The following is a 22806-nucleotide window of genomic DNA, read 5'->3' as shown; positions in this document are numbered from 1 at the left end:
CCCCCCCCCCCGCGCCGCCACGCGACCGCGTCAGTGGCGGAAGTGGCGCATACCGGTGAACACCATGGCGATGCCGGCCTCGTTGGCGGCGTCGATGACCTCCTGGTCACGCATGGAGCCGCCGGGCTGGATCACCGCGGTGATGCCGGCGCTGGCGGCGGCGTCGATGCCGTCACGGAAGGGGAAGAAGGCGTCGCTGGCCATCACCGAGCCGGGCACCGAGAGGCCTTCATCGGCGGCCTTGATGCCGGCGATGCGGGCCGAGTAGACACGGCTCATCTGGCCGGCGCCGACGCCGATGGTCTGGCCTTCCTTGACGTAGACGATGGCGTTGGACTTGACGAACTTGGCGACCTTCCAGGCGAAGGCCAGGTCACGCATCTCCTGCTCCGAGGGCACGCGCTCGGAGACCACTGTCAGGTCGTCGCGGGTGACCGTGCCCAGATCGCGGTCCTGGACCAGCAGGCCGCCGGTGACGCGTTTGAGGTCGTGGGCCGGTGCCATCTGGCCGGGCCAGTTGGCGCTGACGTCGAGCAGGCGCACGTTCTTCTTCTCGGCGACGATGGCCTGGGCCTCGTCGCTGACCCCGGGGGCGATGATCACCTCGACGAACTGACGATCGATGATGGCGCGGGCGGTGTCGGCGTCCAGCGGCACGTTGAAGGCGATGATGCCGCCAAAGGCGCTGGTGGGATCGGTGGCGAAGGCCTTGTCGTAGGCCGCAAGAGCGCTCTCGCCCACGGCCACGCCGCAGGGATTGGCGTGCTTGACGATGACACAGGCGGTGTCGTCGAAGCTCTTGACGCACTCGAGCGCGGCGTCGGTGTCGGCCACGTTGTTGAACGACAGCGGCTTGCCCTGCAGGGTGACGGCGGTGGAGACGCTGGGTTCGCTGGCGCCTTCTTCCACGTAGAACGCCGCCTGCTGGTGGGGGTTCTCGCCGTAACGCATGGACTGCTTCTTGGTCAGCTGCAGGTTGTAGGTGCGCGGGAAACCGTCCTCTGCGCCCTCGACCCGACGGCCAAGATAGTCGGCGATGGCACCGTCGTAGCCGGCGGTGTGTTCAAAGGCCTTGACCGCCAGGTCGAAGCGGGTGGCCTGGGCCAGCGCGCCGCCGTTGTCACGCATCTCTGCGATCACCCGGTCGTAGTCGTCGGCGTTGACCACGATGCTGGTGTAGGCATGATTCTTGGCGCAGGCGCGCACCATGGTGGGGCCGCCGATGTCGATGTTCTCGATGGCGTCTTCCAGGCTGCAGTCAGGACGCGCCACGGTGGCGGCAAAGGGGTAGAGGTTGACCACCACCATGTCGATGGGCGCGATGTCATGCTCGGCCATGACCTCGTCGTCCTGGCCGCGACGCCCGAGGATGCCGCCGTGGATCCTGGGGTGCAGGGTCTTGACACGGCCATCCATGATCTCGGGAAACCCGGTGTGCTCGGACACCTCGGTGACGGCGATGGCGTTGTCGGCCAGCAGGCGGTAGGTGCCGCCGGTGGACAGCAATTCGACGCCCATGTCGGCGAGGGCGCGGGCGAAGTCGACGATACCGGTCTTGTCCGACACGCTGATCAGGGCGCGACGAACGGCGAGAGAGGAGGGCTGGGCCATGGGGATGTCTCTGTTGCGAAGGGAAGCGAAGGGCGCCTTGGCGCAGAAAAGGGAGCCGTGGGCTCCCTTGGGGTCGGGTCAGATCAGTTCGTAGTGCTTGAGCTTCTTGCGCAGGGTGCCACGGTTGAGTCCGAGCATCTCTGCGGCACGGGTCTGGTTGCCGTTGGTGTAGACGAGCACCGACGACAGCAGAGGCGCCTCGACCTCGGCCATCACCATGGCGTGGAGGTCGGTGACGGTGCCGCCGTCGAGATGGTCGAAGTAGCGTTCCATGGCGGCGAACACGGCCTCGCGCAGGGGACGTTCGTCACTGGCCTGCGGTGCGGAGGGTGCCAGGCCGTCGAGGCCACGCTGAGAGGTGTCGAGTTTGGAGGCGGACACCGACTGGTCGATGGGTTGCTGGCTGGTCATGCGGCACGGGTTCCATGGTGTGCCACGGCCCTGGCCACGCGCTCGGGGGCGCTGGCGGGGTCGTGACGAAAGAGTTCGTCGATAAAGTCGCGCTGGGCCTGGGTCGAGGTCAGGCCGTTGAAGGTGGCCTTGAGCTGGCGACGGCCATCATCGTCGAGGCGTCGATCGCTGGACAGGTACCAACCCAGATGCTTGCGCGCGATGCGCACGCCCATATGGTCACCGTAGAAGGCGTGCAGGGCATCGAGGTGAGAGCCGAGGACGTCGCGTCGTTCCGCGTCGGAAGGCGCCGGCAGGATTTCGCCATGGCGCAGATAGTGGCTGATCTCGCGGAAGATCCAGGGGTTGCCCTGGGCGCCTCGACCCACCATCACCGCATCCGCACCAGTATAGTCGAGTACACGCCGAGCCTTTTCGGGAGACGTGATATCGCCGTTGGCAAAGACGGGGATGCTGACCCTTGATGCCACCTCGGCGATGGTCTCGTACTCGGCTTCGCCCTGATAGCGTTGCTGGCGATGACGGCCGTGGACGGCCAGCGCCTGGATGCCGGCATCTTCTGCCAGCCGGGCGATGCGCACCGCGTTGTTGGATTCGGCGCACCAGCCGGTGCGGATCTTCAGGGTCACCGGCACGTCGACGGCGGCCACCACCGTATCGAGGATCTCCGCCACCAGCGCCTCGTCCCGCAGCAGGGCAGAGCCCGCGGCCTTGTTGCAGACCTTCTTGGCCGGGCAGCCCATGTTGATGTCGATGATCTCGGCGCCCTGTTCGGCGTTGAGGCGGGCGGCGGTGGCCAGCATCTCGGCGTCGCCGCCGGCGATCTGCACCGCCCTGGGGCCGGGTTCGCCCCGGTGGTCCATGCGCAGGCGCGACTTGCGGGTGTGCCACAGGCTGGGATCGGAGGTGACCATCTCGCCCACCACCAGTCCCGCGCCCAGGCGACGACAGAGCGCGCGGAAGGGGCGGTCGGTGACCCCGGCCATGGGCGCAAGGATCACCGGGCCGGCCAGCTGATGCGGGCCAATGCAGGTGGTGATGCCTGAATCTTGCTGTTGCACCATGGAGGATCTGGGATCGTGGTCTGACATGGGAGCTGCCGTCGTTCCGGGGCTGCATATCATACGCCTCGAAGCATCTTTGGTGAAGGCGTGTTCGAGACGTTTTAATGCGAAAGGCTGCCCGGTGACAGCCTCTCGTGGCGCGATGTTCAGTCCTTGGCGGGGCGCCGGCCGCTAAGCCGCACCCAGCCTTCACGGACTTCCGGCTCGTCCATGAAAAGTCCCTCGTGGCGGTAGGCGTCGATCACCTCGTCGGCCTGGGCCTCGAGGATGCCAGACAGCGCCAGGCGACCACCGTCGGCGACATGGCCGGCGATGGTCGGGGCCAGTTCCACCAGCGGACCGGCCAGGATATTGGCCACCACCAGGGCGAAGCGCTCCTCGCCCATCTGCTCCGGGTAGCGCAACGTCAGGCGCGACTCGTCGATGGCGTTGCGCTCGGCGTTGTCACGACTGGCGCTGAGCGCCTGCGGGTCGATGTCGGTGCCGATGGCTCGGGCGGCACCCAGCTTGAGTGCGGCGATGGCAAGGATGCCGGAGCCACAGCCGACGTCGAGCAGTTCGATGCCGTCGAGTTCGCCGTCGAGCGCCAGCCCATCGAGCCACTCGAGACACAGTGCGGTGGTGGGGTGGGTGCCGGTACCGAAGGCCAGGCCCGGGTCCAGATGCAGATTGACCGCGTCATCCTCGGGCGGCTGGTGCCAGCTCGGCACGATCCACAGTCGCTGACCCATGCGCAGGGGCTCGAAGCTGTCCATCCACTCGCGCTCCCAGTCGCGGTCATCGATCAGCTCGTGCTCGATGACCGGGCAGGGCTCGCCGGGCAGGGATTCGGCCCAGGCGGCAGACAGCCGCTCGAGCATGTCCGCCAGACCGTCGAGGTCATCGTAGAGACCGGTGAGAATGGTCTGGTCCCACAGTGGGGTGGTGCCCCGGTCCGGCTCGAACACCGGGTCGTCGTGGGCGTCCTGCAGGGTGATCGCGGTGGCGCCTTCGGCCAGCAGCAGTTCCTCCAGCAGTTCCGCCTGCTGTGGTGGGACCTCGGCCTTGAGTTGAAGCCAGGGCATGGCGGTATTCCTCTTCGGTCTGGTGCAACGTCAACGGGGCGGCCTGGGCCGCCCCGTTGTCACGCTCTTGGTGCAAAGCCGCCGTGCTACTGCGCGAGCTTCTTCTCGAGGTAGTGAATATTGACGCCACCCTGCTGGAAGTAGCCGTCGCGCACCAGGTCCTTGTGCAGGTCGGTGTTGGTCTTGATGCCTTCCACCAGCAGCTCGTCCAGGGCGTTGCGCATGCGCGTCAGCGAGGTCTCGCGGTCGGCGCCCCAGGTGATCAGCTTGCCGATCAGCGAGTCGTAGAGGGGCGGCACCGTGTAGCCGGTGTACAGGTGGGAGTCCATGCGCACGCCGAGACCGCCCGGAGGATGGTACAGCGTGACCTTGCCCGGAGAAGGCATGAAGGTGCGAGGATCCTCGGCGTTGATGCGGCACTCGAAGGCGTGGCCGTTGAGCTCGACATCTTCCTGGCGGATCGACAGCGGCAGGCCGGAGGCGATGCGCAGCTGCTCGCGCACGATATCCACGCCGGTGACCATCTCGGTGACCGGGTGCTCCACCTGGACGCGGGTGTTCATCTCGATGAAGAAGAACTCACCGTCCTCGTAGAGGAACTCGAAGGTGCCGGCGCCGCGATAGCCGATTTCCACGCAGGCTTCGCGACAGGCTTCCAGCACCTTGGCGCGGGCGTCCGGATCCAGGCCCGGCGCGGGTGCTTCTTCCAGCACCTTCTGGTGGCGGCGCTGCAGCGAGCAGTCGCGGTCATACAGGTGGATGGCATTGCCCTGGCCGTCGGCCAGCACCTGAACCTCGACGTGACGCGGCTTCTCGAGGAACTTCTCCATGTACACGGTGCCGTCGCCGAAGGCCGAGTGGGCCTCGGTGCGAGTCACGGTGACCGCGGAGATCAGGTGGGCTTCGGTGTGCACCACGCGCATGCCACGTCCGCCGCCGCCGGCGGCGGCCTTGATGATCACCGGGTAGCCGATGCGCCGGGCGGTGGCCAGCAGCTCGCCTTCATCGTCGCCCAGCGGCCCGTCGGAGCCTGGCACCGTGGGCACGCCGGCCTTCTTCATCGCTTCGATGGCGCTGACCTTGTCGCCCATCAGGCGAATGGTCTCGGCGCGCGGGCCGATGAAGGTGAAGCCGGAGCGCTCGACCTGCTCGGCAAAGTCGGCATTCTCGGAGAGGAAGCCGTAGCCGGGGTGGATGGCGCTGGCGTCGGTCACCTCGGCCGCGCTGATCAGCGAGGGGATATTGAGGTAGGACTGGGCCGAGGAAGCGGGGCCGATGCACACCGCCTCATCGGCGAGCCGCACGTGCATCAGTTCGCGGTCGGCCTTGGAGTGGACCGCAACCGTCTTGATCCCGAGCTCCTTGCAGGCCCGCAGGATGCGAAGAGCGATCTCGCCGCGGTTGGCGATAAGAACCTTGTCCAACATGGTGGTGTCCGCCGAAAGTGAATGATCAGGGAAGACGCAAGTCTTCTCAGGAGATGACAACCAGGGGCTGGTCGAACTCGACGGGCTCGCCGTCCTCGACCATGAAGGCCTCGATCACGCCGTCACGATCGGCTTCGATCTGGTTCATCATCTTCATCGCTTCGACGATGCAGATGGTGTCACCCTTGCGCACGCTGGCGCCGACTTCCACGAAAGGCTTGGCGCCGGGTGCCGGGGAGCGGTAGAAGGTGCCGACCATCGGCGAGACCACGGCCTGGCCCTGGTAGCTCGGGCCGCTGTCGGCGCTGGGTGCGGGAGCTTCGGCCGGGGCCTGGGCAGGTGCGGCCGCCGGTGCAGCGGGTGCGCCCCAGGGTTGGGCGGCGGGTGCCGGCTGCCAGCTGCCACCCTGCGGATGACGGCTGATGCGGACCGATTCTTCACCTTCCTGGATCTCGATTTCGCTGATGTTGGACTCTTCCAGCAGTTCAATCAGCTTCTTGACCTTACGAATATCCATGACGTTGTCTCGATCGTGTGAAGTGTCTACCGGGCGCTGTAAACCCGGTCCAAGTCGTTAGAGATCGCGGCAAGATGGCGGCTCTTGGCGTCTCTATCGTGTCAGAATTCAGAGTAGTGCGGAGTTTGCCGAAAATTGCGAAGGTTGTCCAGCGAGGCCGAACGCTGTTCGCTGTCACCTTCACCCGCTGGTGGTAGCCGCCTGGGCGCCGTCGAGGGCGCGGCTGACTGCGGCGATATGGCCGGCCAGGGCAGCGGCATCGAGTTCGCCCTGGATACGTGCCTGACGAAGCTCCTGGTCCCCGTCGAAGAACAGAAGACTCGGTGGGCCGAACAGACCCAGATGGTCGAGCACCTCACGACTCACGGCGTTGGTGTCGGTCACATCGACGTCGATCCAGCGGAAGCCGGCGAGGGCCTCGCGTACCCGGGGGTCGGGAAACACCTCGCGCTCCATCACCTTGCAGGAAATGCACCATTCGGCGGTGACGTTGACGAAGGCGGGGGTCGTGGACTCGGCCAGGGCCGCCTGAAGCTGGCCCAGGCTCTCGACGATGCGATCGGGATGGGCCGCCTCGATAGAGCTGCTCGTCGCGCTCATGGGGCCGGCGGCCAGGGGGCGAAGGGGATCGCCACCGCCACGGGCGGCGCCGATGACCAGCGCGATGCCCCACACCAGCAGCACGATACCGGCGCCCTGGCGGACCCGCGGCCAGCCCGGCGTACTCGCCAGATCGAGGGCGCCGAGGGCCAGCGCCGTGCCGATGGCCAGACCCGCCCACAAGAGCAGGGTGAGCGGGGCCGGGATCAAACGCTCGATCAGCCAGACGGCGACGCCCAGCAGCAGCACACCGAAGGCGATCTTGACCCCGTTCATCCAGGTGCCCGAGCGCGGCAGCAGGGTGGTGCCGAAGCCGCCGACCAGCAACAGCGGGACGCCCATGCCCAGCGCCAGGGCCAGCAGCGCCGCGCCACCGATGACGGCGTCACCGGTGGAGGAAATGAATACCAGGGCGCCGGCCAGCGGTGCCGACACGCAGGGCGAGACCACCAGCACCGACAGCGCGCCGGCCAGCGCCAGACCCAGGGGGCCGCTGCGCTGGGCGCGTGCCTGCCAGGCATCGATGCGTGAGCCAAGCCCCGAGGACAGGCGTAGATTGAAGACCCCGAACATGGCCAGTGCGAACAGGGTGAAGAGGGCGGCGAACACGATCAGTACCGGGGCCGACTGCAGGCGCGCCTGAAGGTTCAGCCCCGCGCCGAACAGCCCCATCAGCACGCCGACCAGGGCGTAGGTGGCGGCCATGCCGGCGACGTAGCTTGCCGAGAGCGCAAAGGCGCGGGGGCGGCTGGGGTTCTGACCGACGATGATCGACGACAGGATCGGAATCATCGGCAGCACGCAGGGGGTAAAGGTCAGCCCGAGGCCGGCCACAAAGAACAGTCCGAGCATCAACGGCAGGCTGGCGTCCTGCATCAGGGCGCGGAAGCGGCCGTCTTCGCTGAGCGGAGCTGCATCGACAGAGGCGGTAGGGAGGCTGCCCGCTTGCTGGCTCGTGGGCGGCTGTCCGGCGAGGTCCGCTGCGGTAGCCTGGGCTGTGTTGTCGTTGGCCGTCTGGCCGTCCTCCAGAGCGTCGGCAAAGGCGGCGGGGGGCTCACTCTGGGCGGCGGCCAGCTCAAGGCGTTCCGGGGGGTAGCACAGACCGGCGTCGGCGCAGCCCTGGAACGTCAGGGCGATGTCCAGTGGCCCCTGACGGGTGTCGGCCAGCGGGGCACTGAACACCACCTGATCGTAGAAGACGTTGACGTCGCCGAGAAATTCGTCGGTCTTGGCCTCCCCGGGCGGTAGCGACAGCTCACCCAGGGCGTCCGGTTCGCCTGGCAGTTCCAACGAGAAGCGGTGACGATAGAGATAGTAGCCGTCGGCATTCTGCATGCCGATATAGAGCCGATCGCCGTCGTGCCAGGCGCTGGCGGTAAAGGCCTCGTTCACCGGCAGAAACTCGGCGCTGCTCGACGACGAGGAAAAGAACTGGGCCTGGGCCACCCAGGGGGACAGCAGCAGACAGACGAACAGCAAGAGGCGTGTGGCGAAGAACACGTCGAATCCTTGTTGACGATGGGTGTGGAAGACGGGGCAAGGCGTGGCGGGATTCGCCTGCCGTGTCAGACCCCACTGTGTGACCGTGGAAGCGGGGCGGGGTTCCCGCGGACCCTGCGCTATGATCAGATGCAAGCGTATTCTACCACTGGCGCCGGCGCTTTCCCTCATTGGAGGCAGGGCTGGCCGGCCTTTGATGAACGACAAGGAGAGCGAAATGAGCAGTCGTCGACAGCGCGCCGAAAGGCGTCGTCAGGAGCTCGAGAACCCGCAGTACGGATGGATCTGGAAACCGCTCGCCGTGCTGCTGGTGCTTGCCGTGATGGTGGCGGTGGGGCTGGGGATCTGGTGGAGCCTGGCGCCGTCGCGCTTCGACGTGGAGACTGCCACCCAGGAGCAGCGCATCTCCGCGGCGCCGGCGGCCAGAGGCACCGTTACGGTCGCGACCCTGGCCACCCTGATCGATACCTTGCAGGACAAGCCCGGCGGGTACCTGCGAAATGACCTGATGCCGCCGGGACTGCTGCTCGACAATATGCCGTCCTGGGAAACTGGTGTGCTGGTTCAGGCGAGGCTGATGGCCGCCAGCCTGGCGGACTTCGACCCCGGCGCCGGTGAGTCGGTGAATACTCTGATCGCTGCCCTCGAACAGGACGCCGACGATTGGCTGGCCCCGTCCATGGAGGATCACCTGGCCCAGGCGGGGAACTCGGCCCGCGCCTATCTGGCGCGTTTCGACGATGGGGTCGGCGCGTCCTTCGTCGATCAGGGCCAGGGCCTGGCGCTCTATCTGGACGCGGTGCGCCAGCAGTTGGCCTCGTTGCGGGAGCGGCTGTCATCCACGGTCAGCGACAGCGAGCGCTTGAAGGAACTGGGTATCGAAGTGGCACAGGACAGTCGAGTGCCCTGGTACCGCGTCGACAACGTGTTCCACGAGACCCGCGGTCAGACCTGGGCGCTGGGACACCTGCTCGAGGCGCTCGAGCGTGACCAGGCGGATCTGATCGCAAGCGCGGGCCTCGGCGACAGCTACGCCCGTGCGCTGGCCGAGATCGAGCGTATGCAACGTCAGTTCTGGAGCCCGGTGGTGCTGCGCGGCAGTGGCCTCGGCATCTTCGCCAACTATCCGCTGACCATGGCCCATCATCTGAGCCGGCTCGACGGCGCCCTGGCGTCCCTGATCGATGGCCTGGGTGGCGCCGAAGCGGCCCCGGAAGCCGCGACGCCACCGGTGACCGAGGTGACCCGTAGCACCGACGATGAGGAGGCGGCGGAGTCAGCCGGCGTTGAGCAGAGTGATGAGAAGAGTGATGAGCAGGATGGCCAGCAGAGCGACGAGCAGAGTGACCAGCACAGCGACGAGCAGGGCGCTGAAGCCAATAGTGACGAGCAGGACGCCGACGCCAATAGCGGCGAGCAAGGATCCAACCAGCAGCAGCCTGGCGAGCAAAGCGCCGAGTAGCAAGAGCCGAGTCAAGAGCCCCGAGCCGTGAACGGGGCCCAATGACGGGGTGAGAGAGACCGGTTGCCGATTTTCTCCCTCGTCCTTGCCTGAATTTTCGCAAGCTACCATGCCCTCGTTGCCGGGGGCATTTTTTTCTCAGTTTGCTTCGTTCGCCCGGATACTTTTTGCCGCTCCGCGCTTTGGTAATTGGAGGCCTGGCGTCCCCCTGGCTGACGCGCCATGTCGCCAATGACTAGATGCGTCATCTCGGCGCATGAACCGAGGTTGCTGCAGCGATCACCTCGTCGTATCAGGAATCAGTGATCTGTCGCACTGCAATGGTGCGTCTGCGAAGGGCCCATGGTCGCGCTCTTTGCCCACATTCTCGATCCTGGTTTCTCAGTGCTTTTTTCGCACATTTCCAACCTTATGATTTGGCTAAAGAAACACTTTCTCCACGGTAACTGTCCGCTGGCGCCCCCGACGTGTCCTCAAGGAACACGCAATTACAAGCGGAAACAGTCGCTCTCATGCTTCCGGGATACCGATATGGGGTTTGTCAGCCTGTGTACGCCAGGAATTTCGGACTGCCAGGACGGCGCGGCTATGCAATCGTACTGGCATAAATCGCAGTACCTGGCGGCCATCGAGTCTTCGAGCGTCGACGGGTGCTGCGGGCTGTCGGTGGTCGATCGTCTCGCAGAAGACGCAGCCTCGACGGTGACAATAACCATCTGTCTACGCGCAGGGCTTCAGGGATATGCCATCGATATCACCCTGGGGCGGTAGCGTGTCACACGCTCAGGGGGACGATATGGATAAGGTGAATCAGGCACACCAGTGGACAAGGGGCGTGGACGAGTCGCAACGATCGCCCGGCTGGCTGGCGGGTGCCGTCTTCGCAGTGCTGCTTGCGCTGACCGTGAGTGGTTGTGCCTATGCCCCTGGCGGGCATATCGACTACGAGACCGAGGCGCCGGACATCGATCATCTGGTCGACATCCAGGCCATCACCCCGGCATTGGTGGCGAACTTCCGCCAGAACGTCACCGGCGATATCGCCAGCACCATGCCTTCCTACCTCAAGGCCCAGTTGACGGACTACGAGTACCGTGTCGGGCCGGGTGATGTGCTCAACATCACCGTCTATGACCACCCCGAGCTGACCATCCCGGGGGGCGCCGAGCGCAGCCCCGAAGAGACCGGCAAGACGGTACAGCCCGATGGTCGCATCTATTTCCCCTATGTCGGACGTTTCCGAGTGGCCGGGCGGACGGTGGACCAGATACGCCGAACCCTCACCGGCATGTTGTCGAACTACATCACCGAGCCCCAGGTGGACGTCAACGTCGCCGCCTACCATTCCAAGAAGATCTACGTCAGTGGAGCGGTTGCCACCCCCGGCGCCCAGCCGATCACCACGGTCCCGCTGACCCTGGTCGATGCGGTCAGCCAGGCCGGGGGGCCATCGGAGACGGCCAACTGGCACGAGGTGGTACTCAATCGTGATGGCACCAGGGAGGTGCTGTCGCTGTACGCGCTGATGCGCCATGGTGACCAGACCCAGAACCGCCTGCTGCGCGATGGCGACGTGGTGCATATCCCGACCCTGGAGTCCGAGAACGTCGCGGTGCTGGGGCAGGTCAGGAATCCCGGCAATCTGGTGCTGGGCAACGAACGTATCACCCTGACCACCGCCCTGGCGCGAGCCGGCGGCGTCATCGAGACCACCGCCGAACCGTCGGGGATCTTCGTGATTCGTCCCAAGCCGCCGGGCGATGCCAAGCTTGCCACCGTCTATCAGCTTGATATCAGCAACGCCACCTCGCTGACCATGGGCACCCACTTCCCGCTGCAGCCCCAGGACGTGGTCTACGTGACGGCGGCCCCGCTGGCACGCTGGAACAACGTGATCAGTCTGCTGCTGCCGTCGGCACTGCTGCCCGGCACCATCGCCGACACCACTACCCGCATCGGCGAGATCTGATCGGTGCGTTTTGCCAGTGCGCTGGTGCTGTGTCGAGCGAACCTGTGTCGTAGTCCGCTCGGTGCGGCGCTGCTGCAGAGGCGGCTGCCCGCCATGGAGATTCAGTCTGCCGGGCTTTCTGCGGTGCGCGAAGGTGAAGCCGCGCCCGCAGAGGTGCAAGCGCTGGCCAGGGAAGCCGGGCTCGAGTTGAGCGCCCACCGCGCTCGGGTGGCAACGCCCGAGATGATCGCCAATCACGATCTGGTGCTGGTGATGAGTGCGTCCCAGCGCCAGGCGGTCAGCGAACTTGCGCCCTTTGCCACCGGCAAGACCCTGCTGTTTGCCCACTGGCTCGACGGGATCGATATCCCCGACCCCTACCGCAAGAGCCTGGACGCACACCGTCAGGTATTCGTGATGCTTTCCGATGCCGCCGACGCCTGGCACCGAAGGCTCGCGCCATGACCTCGTATCGCCGCGCTCGAGGCCACCGACAGGACCTGCCGTCATGACCCAAATGTCACGCTTGCCTTCCGCTCCCGGCCGCGAGGATATCGACCTCGGGCGCATCCTGGGGCTATTGCTCCGGCACAAGTGGTGGATCCTCGCCGTCACCCTGCTGTTCGGAGCGGCAGGTTATGTGTCCGCCTTGCTCAAGCCACCCATCTACGAGGGCGACGCCCTGGTGCACGTGGAGCGTCGGGCCTCGGTCAGTCCGCTGGGGGACCTGGCCACGGTGATGGGAGAAGAGGAGAACACCTCGGCAGAGGTGCAGATACTGCGGTCTCGCATGGTGCTGGGGCGGGTGGTTGACCGCCTCGCCCTCGACACCCAGGTGTCGCCACGCCGTCTGCCGCTGGTCGGTGACTATCTGGTGCGTGAAGGGGTGACCCGAGAGGACCTGGCTGAGCTGGGCTGGATGACTGCTCCGCTTGGATGGCTCGAGCGGTTGATGCCCGAGGCATGGGATCTGAGCCATCTGGTGTGGGCAGGGGAGTCGCTGCAACTGGCGCGCCTCGAGGTCGCTGACTCCTATCGCGGCGCGGCCTTCCGCCTGGTGGCAGGCCGCGATGCCGGCTATCAGCTATTTGGTCCTGACGGTGATCTGTTGGGTGTCGGTCGTGTCGGCGATACCGCAAGATTCGACGGAGGCGATGTGGTGTTGAGCGTTCGCGAGATGACCGCAGCGCCAGGTGCAGAGTTCAGCCTGTCCAAGCGCCCCCAGGTGTCGGCCATCGATTCGCTGCTGGCTCGCTTGACGGTCACCGAGCAGGGCAGCGGCTCGAGCGCCAGCACCGGCATGTTGCGCCTGACCCTGACCGGCACCGACATCGATCGGGTGCGCGAGTCGCTGGATGTCCTGGCGGAAACCTTCCTGATGCAGAATGTCGAGCGGCAGTCGGCCCAGGCCGACCAGAGCCTGGCCTTTCTCGATGAGCAGGCGGTGGCATTGAAGGCCTCGCTGTCGTCGGCGGAAGATCGGCTCAATGCCTATCGCGTCGAGGTGGACAGTATCGACCTGGACTCCGAGGCGGCCTCGGTGGTCGAGCAGTTGATCTCGGTGGAGGAACAGCTCAACACCCTGGATTTCCAGGAAGCCGAACTGGTCCAGAGGTTCACCCGCAATCACCCCACCTATCAGGCGTTGATGCGCCAGCGCGGCATCCTCAACCAGGAGAAGGCCCGACTGGAGGAGCGTGTCAGCGAGATGCCCGAGTCCCAGCAGGAAATCGTGCGCCTGACCCGGGACGTGGAGGTGACCCAGGCGATCTATGTCAATGTGCTTAATCGTGCGCAAGAGGTGGCGGTCGCCAAGGCCGGCACCATCGGCAATGTGCGGGTCATCGACGATGCGTACGTGGATGACGATCCGGTGGCACCCAACGCCGGCCTGATGATGGCCCTGGCCACCGTTATCGGTGCCTTTCTGGCGGTGGCGGTGGTACTGGTGCGTGGCATGCTCAATCGCGGCATCGAGAGCCCGGACCAGCTCGAGGACCTGGGGCTGCCGGTGTACGCCACGGTGCCGCTTTCCGAGTTTCAGCAGCGCCTGGTCAAGCGGGTCAAGTATCGCAGCGACCGGCGCAGTCAGCCGGTGATCAAGGGCCTGCTGGCCCTGACTCAACCGACCGACATGGCCATCGAGGCGTTGCGTGGCCTGCGCACCAGTCTGCACTTCGCGATGATGGAAGCGCCCAACAACTGCCTGATGATCACCGGCCCCAGCCCCGAGATCGGCAAGAGCTTCATCTCGCTGAATCTGGGCGTGATCTGTGCCCAGGCCGGTCAACGGGTCCTGGTCATCGACGCCGACATGCGCAAGGGACACCTGCACAGCGCCTTCGGCGCCAAGGCCGAAAGTGGCCTGTCGGACCTGTTGTCGGACAAGAGCGAGGTGGCCGAGGTCATCCGCCAGACCGAGGTGGAAGGCCTCGACTATCTGTCGCGAGGCGCATGCCCGCCCAATCCTTCGGAACTGCTGATGCGCGAGCGTTTCACCACGCTGATGGAGCAGTTCAGTCGCGACTACGATCTGGTGATCGTCGATACCCCGCCTGTGCTGGCGGTGACCGACGCCGCCATCGTCGGTAACCGGGTGGGCACCAGCCTGCTGGTGACGCGCTTCAAGCTCAACCCGGTCAAGGAGGTCAGGGTGGCGCTCAGGCGCCTGGAGACCTCCAACGTCAGGGTCAAGGGCTGCATCCTCAACGCCATGGACCCCAGCGCCAGGCATGGTTACGGCTATGGTCACTATGTCTATGCCTACCAGTAAGTACGGCAGCGGCGACAACCAGGGACGGTGAGATGCTGACTGATCTGCGCGAACTCTACGGCCTGCTGACTCACCACCAGCGCCGGCAACTGCTGCGGCTGCAGGTGCTGGTGGTGGCGATGGCGCTGTGCGAGCTGCTCAGCGTCGCCTCCATCGCGCCCTTCATGGCGGTAGTGGGCGATCTGGAGCGTCTTGGCGGGGACGGCGTGATGGGCGAGCTCTATCGGGCCAGCGGTGCCGACTCGCCGGAGCGCTTTCTTCTATGGCTTGGGCTGGGGGTGCTGGGCGCGTTGTCGGTCGCCGCGGTGGTGTCGATGGTGACGGTGTGGCGGCTGGCGGTCTACGGCGCCACCGTCGGGGCGGAGCTGGGTTCCCGACTGTTCGCCCACTACATGCACAAGGACTGGCTGTTCCACGCCGGAGGCAGCAGCAGCTATCTGACCAAGCAGATCGCTCAGGAGTGCCAGCGAGTCATGCTGGGCGTCATCGATCCGTTGATGCAGATGAATGCCAAGGTGGTGCTGGCGCTGTTCATGTCGCTGGCCATCCTGATCTACAACCCCGCGGTGGCGCTGTGCGCCATGGCGTTGTTCTCACTGGCCTACCTGCTGCTCTATCACACCGCCCGGCGTCGCCTGATGAGCAACGGCGAGGCGCTGTCGGCGGCCCAGGGCCAGCGCTTTCGGCTGATGGCCGAGGGATTCGGAGGGATCAAGGATCTGTTGCTGCTGGGGCGTCAGACCCAGCTGACCGAGCGTTTCGACCGGGCCAGTCGACGCTTTGCCCGGGCCCAGGGCACCAATCAGGCGCTCAAGCAGGCGCCGCGCTATGCGATGGAGGTGGTGGCCTTCGCCTCGGTGATCCTGCTGTTGTTCTACCTGCTCAAGACCCACCAGGGCGAGATGGCGTCGATGCTGCCGGTACTGGCGGTGTATGCCCTGGCGGGTTTCAAGCTGCTGCCGGCTTTTCAGCATATCTACGCCAGCGTCTCGAGCATCCGCGGGAACCTGCATGCGCTCGAGGAAATTCGCAATGACCTGCGGGCCAGCCATGCCCATGACCAGGCATGCGCCCTTGAGCATGGCGGTGACCCGGCCCAGGGCGGCTCAGCCTTCAAGGCCCGGCGCGAGATTCGCCTCGAGGGGGTCAGCTTTCGCTATCCCGGCGCACGCTCTCCCGCGGTGGACGACGTCAGCCTGGTGATACCGGCCAATAGCGTGATTGGCCTGGTCGGCGCCTCCGGTTCCGGCAAGTCCACCCTGATCGATCTATTGCTGGGACTGATGCAGCCACAGCGAGGGCGCATCAGCGTGGACGGAAAGGTCATCGATGAGGCCAATCGTCGCCAGTGGCAGGACGCGCTGGGTTTCGTCTCCCAACAGCTCTATCTATGCGATGGCAGCATTCGCGACAACGTGGCCTTCGGTCTGGCCCCCGAGTGCATCGACGACGACCGCGTCGAAAGGGCGCTTCGGCTCGCCCACCTGGCCGAGTTCGTGGCCGAGCTGCCTCAGGGCATCGAGACCCTGGTCGGCGAGCGCGGTGTCCAGCTCTCCGGGGGACAGCGCCAGCGCATCGGCATCGCTCGGGCGCTCTATCACGAGGCCGAGGTGCTGGTGCTGGATGAGGCGACCAGTGCCCTGGACGGCATCACCGAGCGGCTGATCATGGATGCGATCCACGACTTCGCCGGTCGCAAGACCATCGTGCTGGTCGCCCATCGACTGACCACCGTCATGGCCTGCGAGTGCATCTACATGATGGAGCGTGGACGCCTGGTGGATCAGGGCAGCTACCGGGAGCTGATGTCGCGCAACGAGGTGTTCAAGCGAATGGCGCAGAGCGCCTGAGACGGGACTCCGGTAAAGCGCGCAAATGAGGGCACGGGGGAAGCGACGGACGAACCGCTGGCGAAGTGACGGACGGAGCGCTGGTAAAGCGAACGCGCATCGATGAAGGGAGGCGGGCACCGATGAAGCAGTGCTTCGTGATCGGCGGCGGTGGCCATGCGCGGGTGCTGCTGCATGGACTGCGCGGGCTTGGCTGGCAGGTGGCCGGCTACGTGGCACAGGAGCCCTCGTCGGCCATGCCGGTCCCCTGGCTGGGGCAGGACCGTTGTCGACTGGCGTCGCCGGAAGGCCTGCCAGGCGTCGCCTTCCTGGGGGTCGGCATGGTCACCAGCGCGCCCTGGCGGCGCGCTCTGCTCGAGGCCTTCCTGGCGCAGGGATTCGACCTTCCGCCGTTGATCACGCACAACGCCATGGTGCATGACGACGTGAAGCTGGGAGACGGCAGCGTGATACTGGATGGTTCCGTGGTGGTCACCGGCAGTCGTCTGGGACGAGGCTGTCTGATCAACACCCGGGCGGTGGTCGACCATGACTGCGTGTTGGGTGACAACGTCCACGTCGCCTGCGGTGCCACGCTCAGTGGGGGCGTCAGGCTAGGGGCGGACGTGATGATCGGCACCGGAGCCAACCTGATCCAGGGGGTCGAAGTGTGTGCGGGGGCGGTGATCGGCGCCGGCGCCACCGTGGTAGGGGACGTAACGCGCCCTGGAGTGTATCTCGGGACGCCCGCGCGACGACGGCAATGAATGCGCCTGGCCGACACGCATCACCACAAGACGTCACAGCGAAAAGCGCCAGAAGGCGAAAAAATAATTAAAGCAGGTCTACGCAAAAAGCAGGTCTACGCAAACAGGGAAGGCGCTTCTGCCAAGAGGCGCAAGCAGGGGACACGAATGAGTCATTCTGAGGTTGTCGAGACCAGGAGGGTGGCATCGAGCCGCGCCGAGTCACCAGGCGTACAGGTGATCGCCGAAGCCGGCGTCAATCACAATGGGTGCCTGGATACCGCCATGGCGCTGGTGGACGCGGCACGTGAGTGCGGCGCCGATGCCGTCAAGTTTCAGTGGTTCAAGGCGGAGCAACTGGTGACCGCCGACGCCGCCCAGGCAAGCTACCAGCGAAAGGCCTGCCCGGAGGACGGCTCCCAGTACGCCATGCTCAAGCGCCTGGAGCTTGGCCTTGACGATTTTCGGCGATTGGCCCAGTACAGCCGTGACAGTGGCATCGAATTTCTGGCCAGCCCCTTCGACGAGGACAGCGTCGAGTGGCTGGCTGCGCTGGACGTCGGTTGCTTCAAGGTGGCCTCCGGGGAGTTGACCAATCTGCCGCTGCTTACACGTATCGGCGCCCAGGGCAAACCGGTGCTGTTGTCCACGGGCATGAGTTTCCTGGGGGAAATCGAAGCCGCCTTGGCGACCCTTTCGGCGGCGGGAGCCGGCGACGTTACGGTACTGCACTGCGTCAGTGAATACCCGGCGCCGGTGGATCAGATCAACCTCGCCGCCATGGACACCCTGGCCCAGGCCTTCGGATGCCCGGTCGGCTACTCCGATCATAGCGATGGCATCGATATCGCGCTGGCGGCGGTGGCGCGTGGGGCCGTGGTCATCGAAAAACACCTGACCCTGGATACCTCCATGGCGGGGCCGGACCATGCTGCCTCGCTGGATCCTCAGGCCTTCCTGGCGATGGTGACCGCCATTCGTCGTATCGAGCAGGCCCTCGGCGATGGTCGCAAGCGCCCGGCGCCCTGTGAGCAGCCCCAGCGGGAACTGGTGCGTCGCAGCGTGGTGGCCGGGCGTGACATCGACGCCGGCGAGGTGCTGGCGCACGCCGATTTGCTGCTCAAGCGGCCTGGCAGCGGTCTGCCGGCCGCCGCCCTGCCTCAGTTGATCGGTCGGGTGGCCAGACGCCGTATCGGTCGCGACGCCCTGCTGGACTGGGCGGATCTGACATGATGGCCTGGGCATGAGGGGGACTGGCATGACACCGAGAAAGATCTGGGTCCTGACCAGTTCTCGAGCGGACTATGGGCTGCTCTACTGGTTGCTTCGGGAAATCGACGAAGACCCTGCGCTGGAACTGATGCTGGTGGCCAGCGGATCGCACCTGTCCACCGAGTTCGGCTCCACGGTCAGCGAGATCGAGCGCGACGGCTTTCGTCTGCATCGACGCCTCGAGATCCTGCTGGCGTCGGACTCACGCAACGCCATGACCAAGGCCATGGGGCTGGCGCTGTTGAGCGTCGGCGATGCCCTGGTCGAGGACCGGCCCGACCTGGTGGTCCTGCTGGGCGACCGTTTCGAAATCGTGCCGGTGGCGTTGGCGGCGGTCACCCACGGTATCACCCTGGCCCACCTCCACGGGGGCGAGACCAGTCGTGGCGCCCTGGACGAGTACTATCGTCATGCGGTGACCAAGCTGGCCAACCTGCACTTTCCCGCTACCGAGGTCTACCGTCGGCGGATTCTGCAGATGGGGGAAGACCCCGGCCGAGTGTTTGTCCACGGCGCGCCGGGCATCGATCACCTGTACCGCAGCCGCACGCCGACCAGGGCAGTGCTTGCAAGGGCCCTGGACATGCCACTGGACCGGCCCACCGCGCTGGTCACCTATCACCCGGTGACCGCGGGTACGGGCGAGGACGAGGAAGCGCTGATCGCGGCCTTGTCGCGTTTCGAGGATCTGGACGTGCTGGTGTGCAAGGCCAACGCCGACTGTCATGGACGCAGCATCAACGCGCGGCTGGCGCGCTGGTGTGCCGAGCGCCCCGAGGCCAGGCGTCTGGTCGACAGTCTGGGGCAGCGTCTCTATCACGGCTGTCTCGAGCACATGGATGTGCTGGTGGGCAATTCCTCCAGCGGTCTGATCGAGGCGCCATCCTTCCGTCGGCCGGTGGTCAATGTCGGCAAGCGTCAGGACGGCCGCCTCAAAGCGGGAAACGTGATCAATGTCGAGGCCTCGGAGGAGGCCATCGCCAAGGGCATCGAGACCGCCCTGAGCGAGACCTTCAAGCGTTCGCTGGGCGCCCTGAGCAATCCCTATGACCCCTTCGAGGATGGAGCCGCCTCGCGGCGAATCAAGAACACCTTGAAACGGGTCAATCTGGATGCCGGCATCCGTGAGAAGTGGTTCTTCGACATCGACGAGGTGTCCCCTCTGGGCGGCACCTCTTCTCCGACCAAAGGCCTGATGGGCTGACCTTCTTCCCTTCGACGACGACCCCATCAACCGTTCAGGAAATGATGATGACACCAGTGTCCGAGGCGGCAATGTCGGTGACGGCGGTGATACCGGCGCGGGGCGCCAGCAAGTCGGTGCCGAGAAAGAACCTGAGGCCGCTCGGCGGACGCCCGCTGCTGGTCTGGTCGATCGAGGTGGCACGGCAGGTGATGGCGATCGATCGGGTGATCGTGAGTACCGATGATGACGAGATTGCCCAGGTGGCCCGCCGGCATGGCGCCGAGGTGCATCGTCGGTCGGCGCAACTGGCCACCGACGAGGCGCTGGTGATCGACGCCATCCGCGAACTGTTCGATGAGCTGAACCAGGGCGGCGAGGCTCCCGAGGTGATGGTGCTGCTGGAGCCCACCTGCCCCTTGCGCAGTGCCCAGGATGTGGCCGAGTGCCTGTCGCGTCTGGTGGTGCAGGGGCTGGATTCGGTGGCCACCTTCAAGGCTGCCGAGGTCAATCCTCATCGTACCTGGCGGCTGGATGCGCGGGGCCGGCCCACCGCCTTTATCGACGGCAGCGATCCCTGGCTGCCGCGACAGGCGTTACCCATGGCCTATCAGCTCAATGGTGCCGTCTATGCCTTCCGTCCCGATCGTCTTCCCGAGGATGGCAAGGCGTTGCTGTTTGGGCGCAGTGGCGCGGTGATCATGCCGGCGGAACGCTCGGTCGACATCGACCGCGAGCACGACTTCGTCATCGTCGAAAGCCTGTTGAGGAGAGCCCGTTGAGCCACCCTGTCGAAGCCTTAGTGACTCCCGCAGCCACCGATGTGCGCCCGGCGATCTTGATCACCGGGGCTACCGGTGGGGTCGGCATGGCCCTGTGCCGCCACCTGAACCGCCGCTTTCGGGTGATCGCGCTGGGGCGTGACGCCAACGCCCTGGCAGAACTGGCCGCAAGCCTTCCCGGTGTCGAGGTCCACTGCCTGGACCTCGCCGGCGGCGCGATCGCAAGTGATATCGCGTCACTGATGGAGCAATGCGGCGACGTCGGCTATCTGATCAACAACGCCGGCTTCAATCGGCCAGCGCCCATGGACGCCGACATCGAAGGCGTGCTTCGGCGCTCGCTCGAGGTCAACGCCATCGCGCCGGCCATGCTCATGGCGGCGGTACTGCCCGGCATGCGCCGTCGTGGCTTTGGGCGCATCATCAATATCACCTCCGGCGCACCGCTCAACTGTTTTGCCGGGCATGCCGCCTACAGCGCCTCCAAGGCGGCGCTGAATGCGCTGACGGTGACCGCCGCCAGAGAGCATCAGGACGTGGATATCAAGATCAACCTGATGAGCCCCGGCCCGGTGCGCAGCAAGATGGCCCCCGAGGCACCGATGGCGCCAGAGGTCTGTCTACCGACCCTGGACAATCTACTGGATTTGCCCGCGGATGGCGCCAGCGGGCGCTTCTTCTGGCTGGGTCACGAGATACCGCTGACGCCGTCCCTCGATGGCATCGACTGGCTGGCGGGGACCGCGCCGGCAGGTTTTGCCCGGCTTTGGCCAGAGGCAGACGAGAGCAGCGGTCTCGACAGCAGTGGCGCGGACGTAAGCAGCAGTGACAGGGCGTGCCGATGAGGCGTATTGGCATGCTGGGCATGAGTCCCGGCAACGGTCACCCGTTTTCGTTTTCCGCCATCCTCAATGGCTACCACGATGAGGCCATGGCCGAGGCGGGCTGGCCGGTGATCCATGACTATCTGGAACGGCGACATCGCTCGGAATTCGGCGTCGGTGATCTGCGTGTCACCCACGCCTGGACCCAGGATCGAGACGTCACCGAGCGGCTATGTCGCGCCTGCCATATCGACGAGGCCGTGGCCGAGCCTGGTGACATGCTGGGGCAGGTGGATGCGGTCATCATCGCCCGTGACGATCCGGCGAGCCACCGCGAACTGGCGGCACCCTTTCTCGAGGCGGGCCTGGCGGTATTCATCGACAAGCCGCTGACCCTGGATCTGCAGGATCTGGCCTATTTTTCCCCCTACCTGGCAGCAGGGCGCCTGATGTCATGTTCCGGCATGCGCTTTGCCAGCGAACTCGACGCCCTGCGTGCGGCGCCGGGGGCGCTGGGCAACTGGCGCCTGGTCAGGGGCGCTATCGTCAAGGACTGGGAGCGCTACGGGGTTCACCTGCTCGACGCCATCCTGCCGTTGACGGCGGCGACGCCGGTGTCCGTCAGAGCGCTTGGGGCAGGCCACCAGTCCTTCGCCATCACCATGAGTGACGGCAGCCTTTTGAGCATCGATGCGCTCGGTGAGGTGCCGCCGGTATTTCGCATTGAGGTGTTTGGTGATGCCGGCGAGACCAGTGCCGACATCCGCGACAACTTCGGCATGTTTCGTCGCACCCTGTGGGAGTTCTGGCGGATGCTCGAGCAGGGACCGGATCGTCATCAATGCCAGACCACACTCGCGGTGATCAAGACGTTGATCGCCGGGCGTCTGGCGGCCGAACGGGGAGAGGAGGTACGTCTCGATGCGCTCTGACAACGAGGGTGCAGGCCTCGTACCCGCGCAGGCGCGCGCCGTGTCGGCGCTGTTGGATCTGAGCGGTCGGGTAGCACTGGTCACCGGGGCCCTGGGCATCCTGGGGCGGCACTTCTGTCGAGCACTCGCCGAATGCGGCGCCTCGCTGGTGGTCGTGGATCTCGACGCTGCCGAGGCCGAGCGCTTCGCCGCCGAGCTTCAGACCGACCACGGTCAGCCTTGCCTCGGACTTGGCTGTGACGTCAGCGACGAGGCCTCGGTCGAGGCCATGGTGGCGCATGCGGTCAAGACGCTGGGAGGCATCGACATCCTGCACAACAATGCGGCGACCAAGGCGCGAGACCTGGAGGCCTTCTTCGCCCCGGCCGAAGACTACACCCTGGCCCAGTGGCGTGACGTCATGGCGGTCAATCTCGACGGTGTCTTTCTGGTGTCGCGAGCGGTAGGCCGGCAGATGATCGAGCAGGGTCGAGGCGGCAGCATCATCCATACCGGTTCCATCTACGGCGAGATGGGCTGCGATCCGCGTATCTACGAGGGCTCGGAGTACCTGGGGGTGGCCATCAACACGCCTCCGGTCTACGCCGCCTCCAAGGCCGGGGTGTCTGGACTGGCGCGTTATCTCGCCACGCTCTGGGCAGGCCACGGTATCCGCGTCAATACCCTGGTACCGGGCGGCATCGAGAGTGGCCAGAACTCAGCCTTCGTCGAGCGCTATTCGGCCAGGGTGCCGCTGGGGCGCATGGGAACGCCGACCGATCTGGTCGGCGCGCTGATCTTTCTGGCCTCGGATGCCTCCGGCTACGTGACGGGGCAGACGCTTCACGTGGATGGTGGCTTGAGTGCCTGGTAGCACGGCGC

At 65.7% G+C, this 22806-nt stretch carries 19 protein-coding genes; 12 read left to right on the top strand and 7 right to left on the bottom strand.

The features are described 5' to 3' along the window. Window positions 1–30: 30 nt before the first annotated feature. From purH to dsbD, 7 genes are all read right to left on the bottom strand, one after another. On the bottom strand, window positions 31–1611 hold the full coding sequence (purH, locus tag RBB39_RS10275; protein WP_108132872.1) for a bifunctional phosphoribosylaminoimidazolecarboxamide formyltransferase/IMP cyclohydrolase: 1581 nt from the start codon (window positions 1609–1611) through the stop codon (window positions 31–33). A gap of 78 nt (window positions 1612–1689) precedes the next feature. After that, entirely contained in the window at window positions 1690–2022 is a 333-nt protein-coding gene (gene fis / locus RBB39_RS10270; RefSeq protein ID WP_045993973.1) for a DNA-binding transcriptional regulator Fis, read from the bottom strand. Continuing rightward, complete coding sequence (gene dusB, locus RBB39_RS10265; RefSeq protein ID WP_306169070.1) at window positions 2019–3086, bottom strand: tRNA dihydrouridine synthase DusB; 1068 nt, start codon at window positions 3084–3086, stop codon at window positions 2019–2021. The genes fis and dusB overlap by 4 nt, the downstream gene beginning before the upstream one ends. A gap of 146 nt (window positions 3087–3232) precedes the next feature. Further along, window positions 3233–4150, bottom strand: coding sequence for a 50S ribosomal protein L11 methyltransferase (prmA, locus tag RBB39_RS10260; protein ID WP_045993974.1), 918 nt, complete (start codon window positions 4148–4150; stop codon window positions 3233–3235). 86 nt (window positions 4151–4236) lie between these two features. Continuing rightward, window positions 4237–5577, bottom strand: a complete 1341-nt coding sequence (accC, locus tag RBB39_RS10255; RefSeq protein WP_306169069.1) for an acetyl-CoA carboxylase biotin carboxylase subunit — start codon at window positions 5575–5577, stop codon at window positions 4237–4239. A 46-nt stretch (window positions 5578–5623) separates the two neighbouring features. Then, window positions 5624–6094 carry an acetyl-CoA carboxylase biotin carboxyl carrier protein gene (gene accB / locus RBB39_RS10250; RefSeq protein ID WP_045993976.1) on the bottom strand — a complete coding sequence of 157 codons (471 nt, stop codon included), beginning with the start codon at window positions 6092–6094 and terminating at the stop codon, window positions 5624–5626. Between the two features lie 180 nt (window positions 6095–6274). Beyond that, entirely contained in the window at window positions 6275–8194 is a 1920-nt protein-coding gene (gene dsbD / locus RBB39_RS10245) for a protein-disulfide reductase DsbD (protein ID WP_045993977.1), read from the bottom strand. A 217-nt stretch (window positions 8195–8411) separates the two neighbouring features. Here dsbD and RBB39_RS10240 point away from each other — a divergent pair, with 217 nt between their 5' ends. From RBB39_RS10240 to RBB39_RS10185, 12 genes are all read left to right on the top strand, one after another. Then, entirely contained in the window at window positions 8412–9656 is a 1245-nt protein-coding gene (locus RBB39_RS10240; protein ID WP_045993978.1) for a DUF2333 family protein, read from the top strand. 796 nt (window positions 9657–10452) lie between these two features. Continuing rightward, window positions 10453–11625, top strand: coding sequence for a polysaccharide export protein (locus RBB39_RS10235; RefSeq protein ID WP_306169068.1), 1173 nt, complete (start codon window positions 10453–10455; stop codon window positions 11623–11625). A 3-nt stretch (window positions 11626–11628) separates the two neighbouring features. Continuing rightward, window positions 11629–12069 carry a low molecular weight protein-tyrosine-phosphatase gene (locus tag RBB39_RS10230; protein ID WP_045993980.1) on the top strand — a complete coding sequence of 147 codons (441 nt, stop codon included), beginning with the start codon at window positions 11629–11631 and terminating at the stop codon, window positions 12067–12069. Between the two features lie 43 nt (window positions 12070–12112). Beyond that, window positions 12113–14377 (top strand): polysaccharide biosynthesis tyrosine autokinase, encoded by a 2265-nt coding sequence (locus RBB39_RS10225; RefSeq protein ID WP_124803738.1) that lies wholly within the window; start codon window positions 12113–12115, stop codon window positions 14375–14377. Window positions 14378–14409: 32 nt separating this feature from the next. Continuing rightward, a complete protein-coding gene (locus RBB39_RS10220; protein WP_045993982.1) occupies window positions 14410–16227 on the top strand; it encodes an ABC transporter ATP-binding protein in 1818 nt (605 codons plus the stop codon). Between the two features lie 122 nt (window positions 16228–16349). After that, complete coding sequence (locus RBB39_RS10215) at window positions 16350–16973, top strand: NeuD/PglB/VioB family sugar acetyltransferase (protein ID WP_045993983.1); 624 nt, start codon at window positions 16350–16352, stop codon at window positions 16971–16973. 147 nt (window positions 16974–17120) lie between these two features. Further along, window positions 17121–18185, top strand: a complete 1065-nt coding sequence (gene neuB / locus RBB39_RS10210; RefSeq protein WP_253028628.1) for an N-acetylneuraminate synthase — start codon at window positions 17121–17123, stop codon at window positions 18183–18185. 25 nt (window positions 18186–18210) lie between these two features. Next, the gene (gene neuC, locus RBB39_RS10205) at window positions 18211–19428 is read left to right on the top strand and encodes a UDP-N-acetylglucosamine 2-epimerase (RefSeq protein ID WP_045993984.1); all 1218 of its coding nucleotides are present in this window, start codon (window positions 18211–18213) and stop codon (window positions 19426–19428) included. A 47-nt stretch (window positions 19429–19475) separates the two neighbouring features. After that, complete coding sequence (locus tag RBB39_RS10200) at window positions 19476–20189, top strand: cytidylyltransferase domain-containing protein (RefSeq protein ID WP_204248976.1); 714 nt, start codon at window positions 19476–19478, stop codon at window positions 20187–20189. Beyond that, a complete protein-coding gene (locus RBB39_RS10195) occupies window positions 20186–21034 on the top strand; it encodes an SDR family oxidoreductase (RefSeq protein WP_052704454.1) in 849 nt (282 codons plus the stop codon). The genes RBB39_RS10200 and RBB39_RS10195 overlap by 4 nt, the downstream gene beginning before the upstream one ends. Further along, entirely contained in the window at window positions 21031–21945 is a 915-nt protein-coding gene (locus RBB39_RS10190) for a Gfo/Idh/MocA family oxidoreductase (RefSeq protein ID WP_045993986.1), read from the top strand. Before RBB39_RS10195 ends, RBB39_RS10190 begins: the two co-directional genes overlap by 4 nt. Beyond that, window positions 21935–22798 (top strand): SDR family oxidoreductase, encoded by an 864-nt coding sequence (locus RBB39_RS10185; RefSeq protein WP_045993987.1) that lies wholly within the window; start codon window positions 21935–21937, stop codon window positions 22796–22798. Before RBB39_RS10190 ends, RBB39_RS10185 begins: the two co-directional genes overlap by 11 nt. Window positions 22799–22806: the final 8 nt, after the last annotated feature.

It is taken from the genome of Halomonas sp. MMSF_3323, assembly GCF_030733595.1.
GTDB classification, from domain to species: domain Bacteria; phylum Pseudomonadota; class Gammaproteobacteria; order Pseudomonadales; family Halomonadaceae; genus Halomonas; species Halomonas litopenaei.
This window is presented reverse-complemented; position numbering and strand designations above follow the sequence as displayed.

Bases quoted from the DNA above. Each gene is read 5' to 3' on its own strand.
- dusB (WP_306169070.1), bottom strand. From the start codon at position 3,086: ATGGTGCAACAGCAAGATTCAGGCATCACCACCTGCATTGGCCCGCAT.
- accC (WP_306169069.1), bottom strand. From the start codon at position 5,577: ATGTTGGACAAGGTTCTTATCGCCAACCGCGGCGAGATCGCTCTTCGC.
- neuC (WP_045993984.1), top strand. From the start codon at position 18,211: ATGACACCGAGAAAGATCTGGGTCCTGACCAGTTCTCGAGCGGACTAT.
- RBB39_RS10225 (WP_124803738.1), top strand. From the start codon at position 12,113: ATGACCCAAATGTCACGCTTGCCTTCCGCTCCCGGCCGCGAGGATATC.
- purH (WP_108132872.1), bottom strand. From the start codon at position 1,611: ATGGCCCAGCCCTCCTCTCTCGCCGTTCGTCGCGCCCTGATCAGCGTG.
- RBB39_RS10220 (WP_045993982.1), top strand. From the start codon at position 14,410: ATGCTGACTGATCTGCGCGAACTCTACGGCCTGCTGACTCACCACCAG.
- RBB39_RS10235 (WP_306169068.1), top strand. From the start codon at position 10,453: ATGGATAAGGTGAATCAGGCACACCAGTGGACAAGGGGCGTGGACGAG.
- RBB39_RS10215 (WP_045993983.1), top strand. From the start codon at position 16,350: ATGAAGCAGTGCTTCGTGATCGGCGGCGGTGGCCATGCGCGGGTGCTG.
- RBB39_RS10240 (WP_045993978.1), top strand. From the start codon at position 8,412: ATGAGCAGTCGTCGACAGCGCGCCGAAAGGCGTCGTCAGGAGCTCGAG.
- fis (WP_045993973.1), bottom strand. From the start codon at position 2,022: ATGACCAGCCAGCAACCCATCGACCAGTCGGTGTCCGCCTCCAAACTC.
- neuB (WP_253028628.1), top strand. From the start codon at position 17,121: ATGAGTCATTCTGAGGTTGTCGAGACCAGGAGGGTGGCATCGAGCCGC.
- RBB39_RS10200 (WP_204248976.1), top strand. From the start codon at position 19,476: ATGACACCAGTGTCCGAGGCGGCAATGTCGGTGACGGCGGTGATACCG.
- RBB39_RS10185 (WP_045993987.1), top strand. From the start codon at position 21,935: ATGCGCTCTGACAACGAGGGTGCAGGCCTCGTACCCGCGCAGGCGCGC.
- RBB39_RS10190 (WP_045993986.1), top strand. From the start codon at position 21,031: ATGAGGCGTATTGGCATGCTGGGCATGAGTCCCGGCAACGGTCACCCG.
- prmA (WP_045993974.1), bottom strand. From the start codon at position 4,150: ATGCCCTGGCTTCAACTCAAGGCCGAGGTCCCACCACAGCAGGCGGAA.
- accB (WP_045993976.1), bottom strand. From the start codon at position 6,094: ATGGATATTCGTAAGGTCAAGAAGCTGATTGAACTGCTGGAAGAGTCC.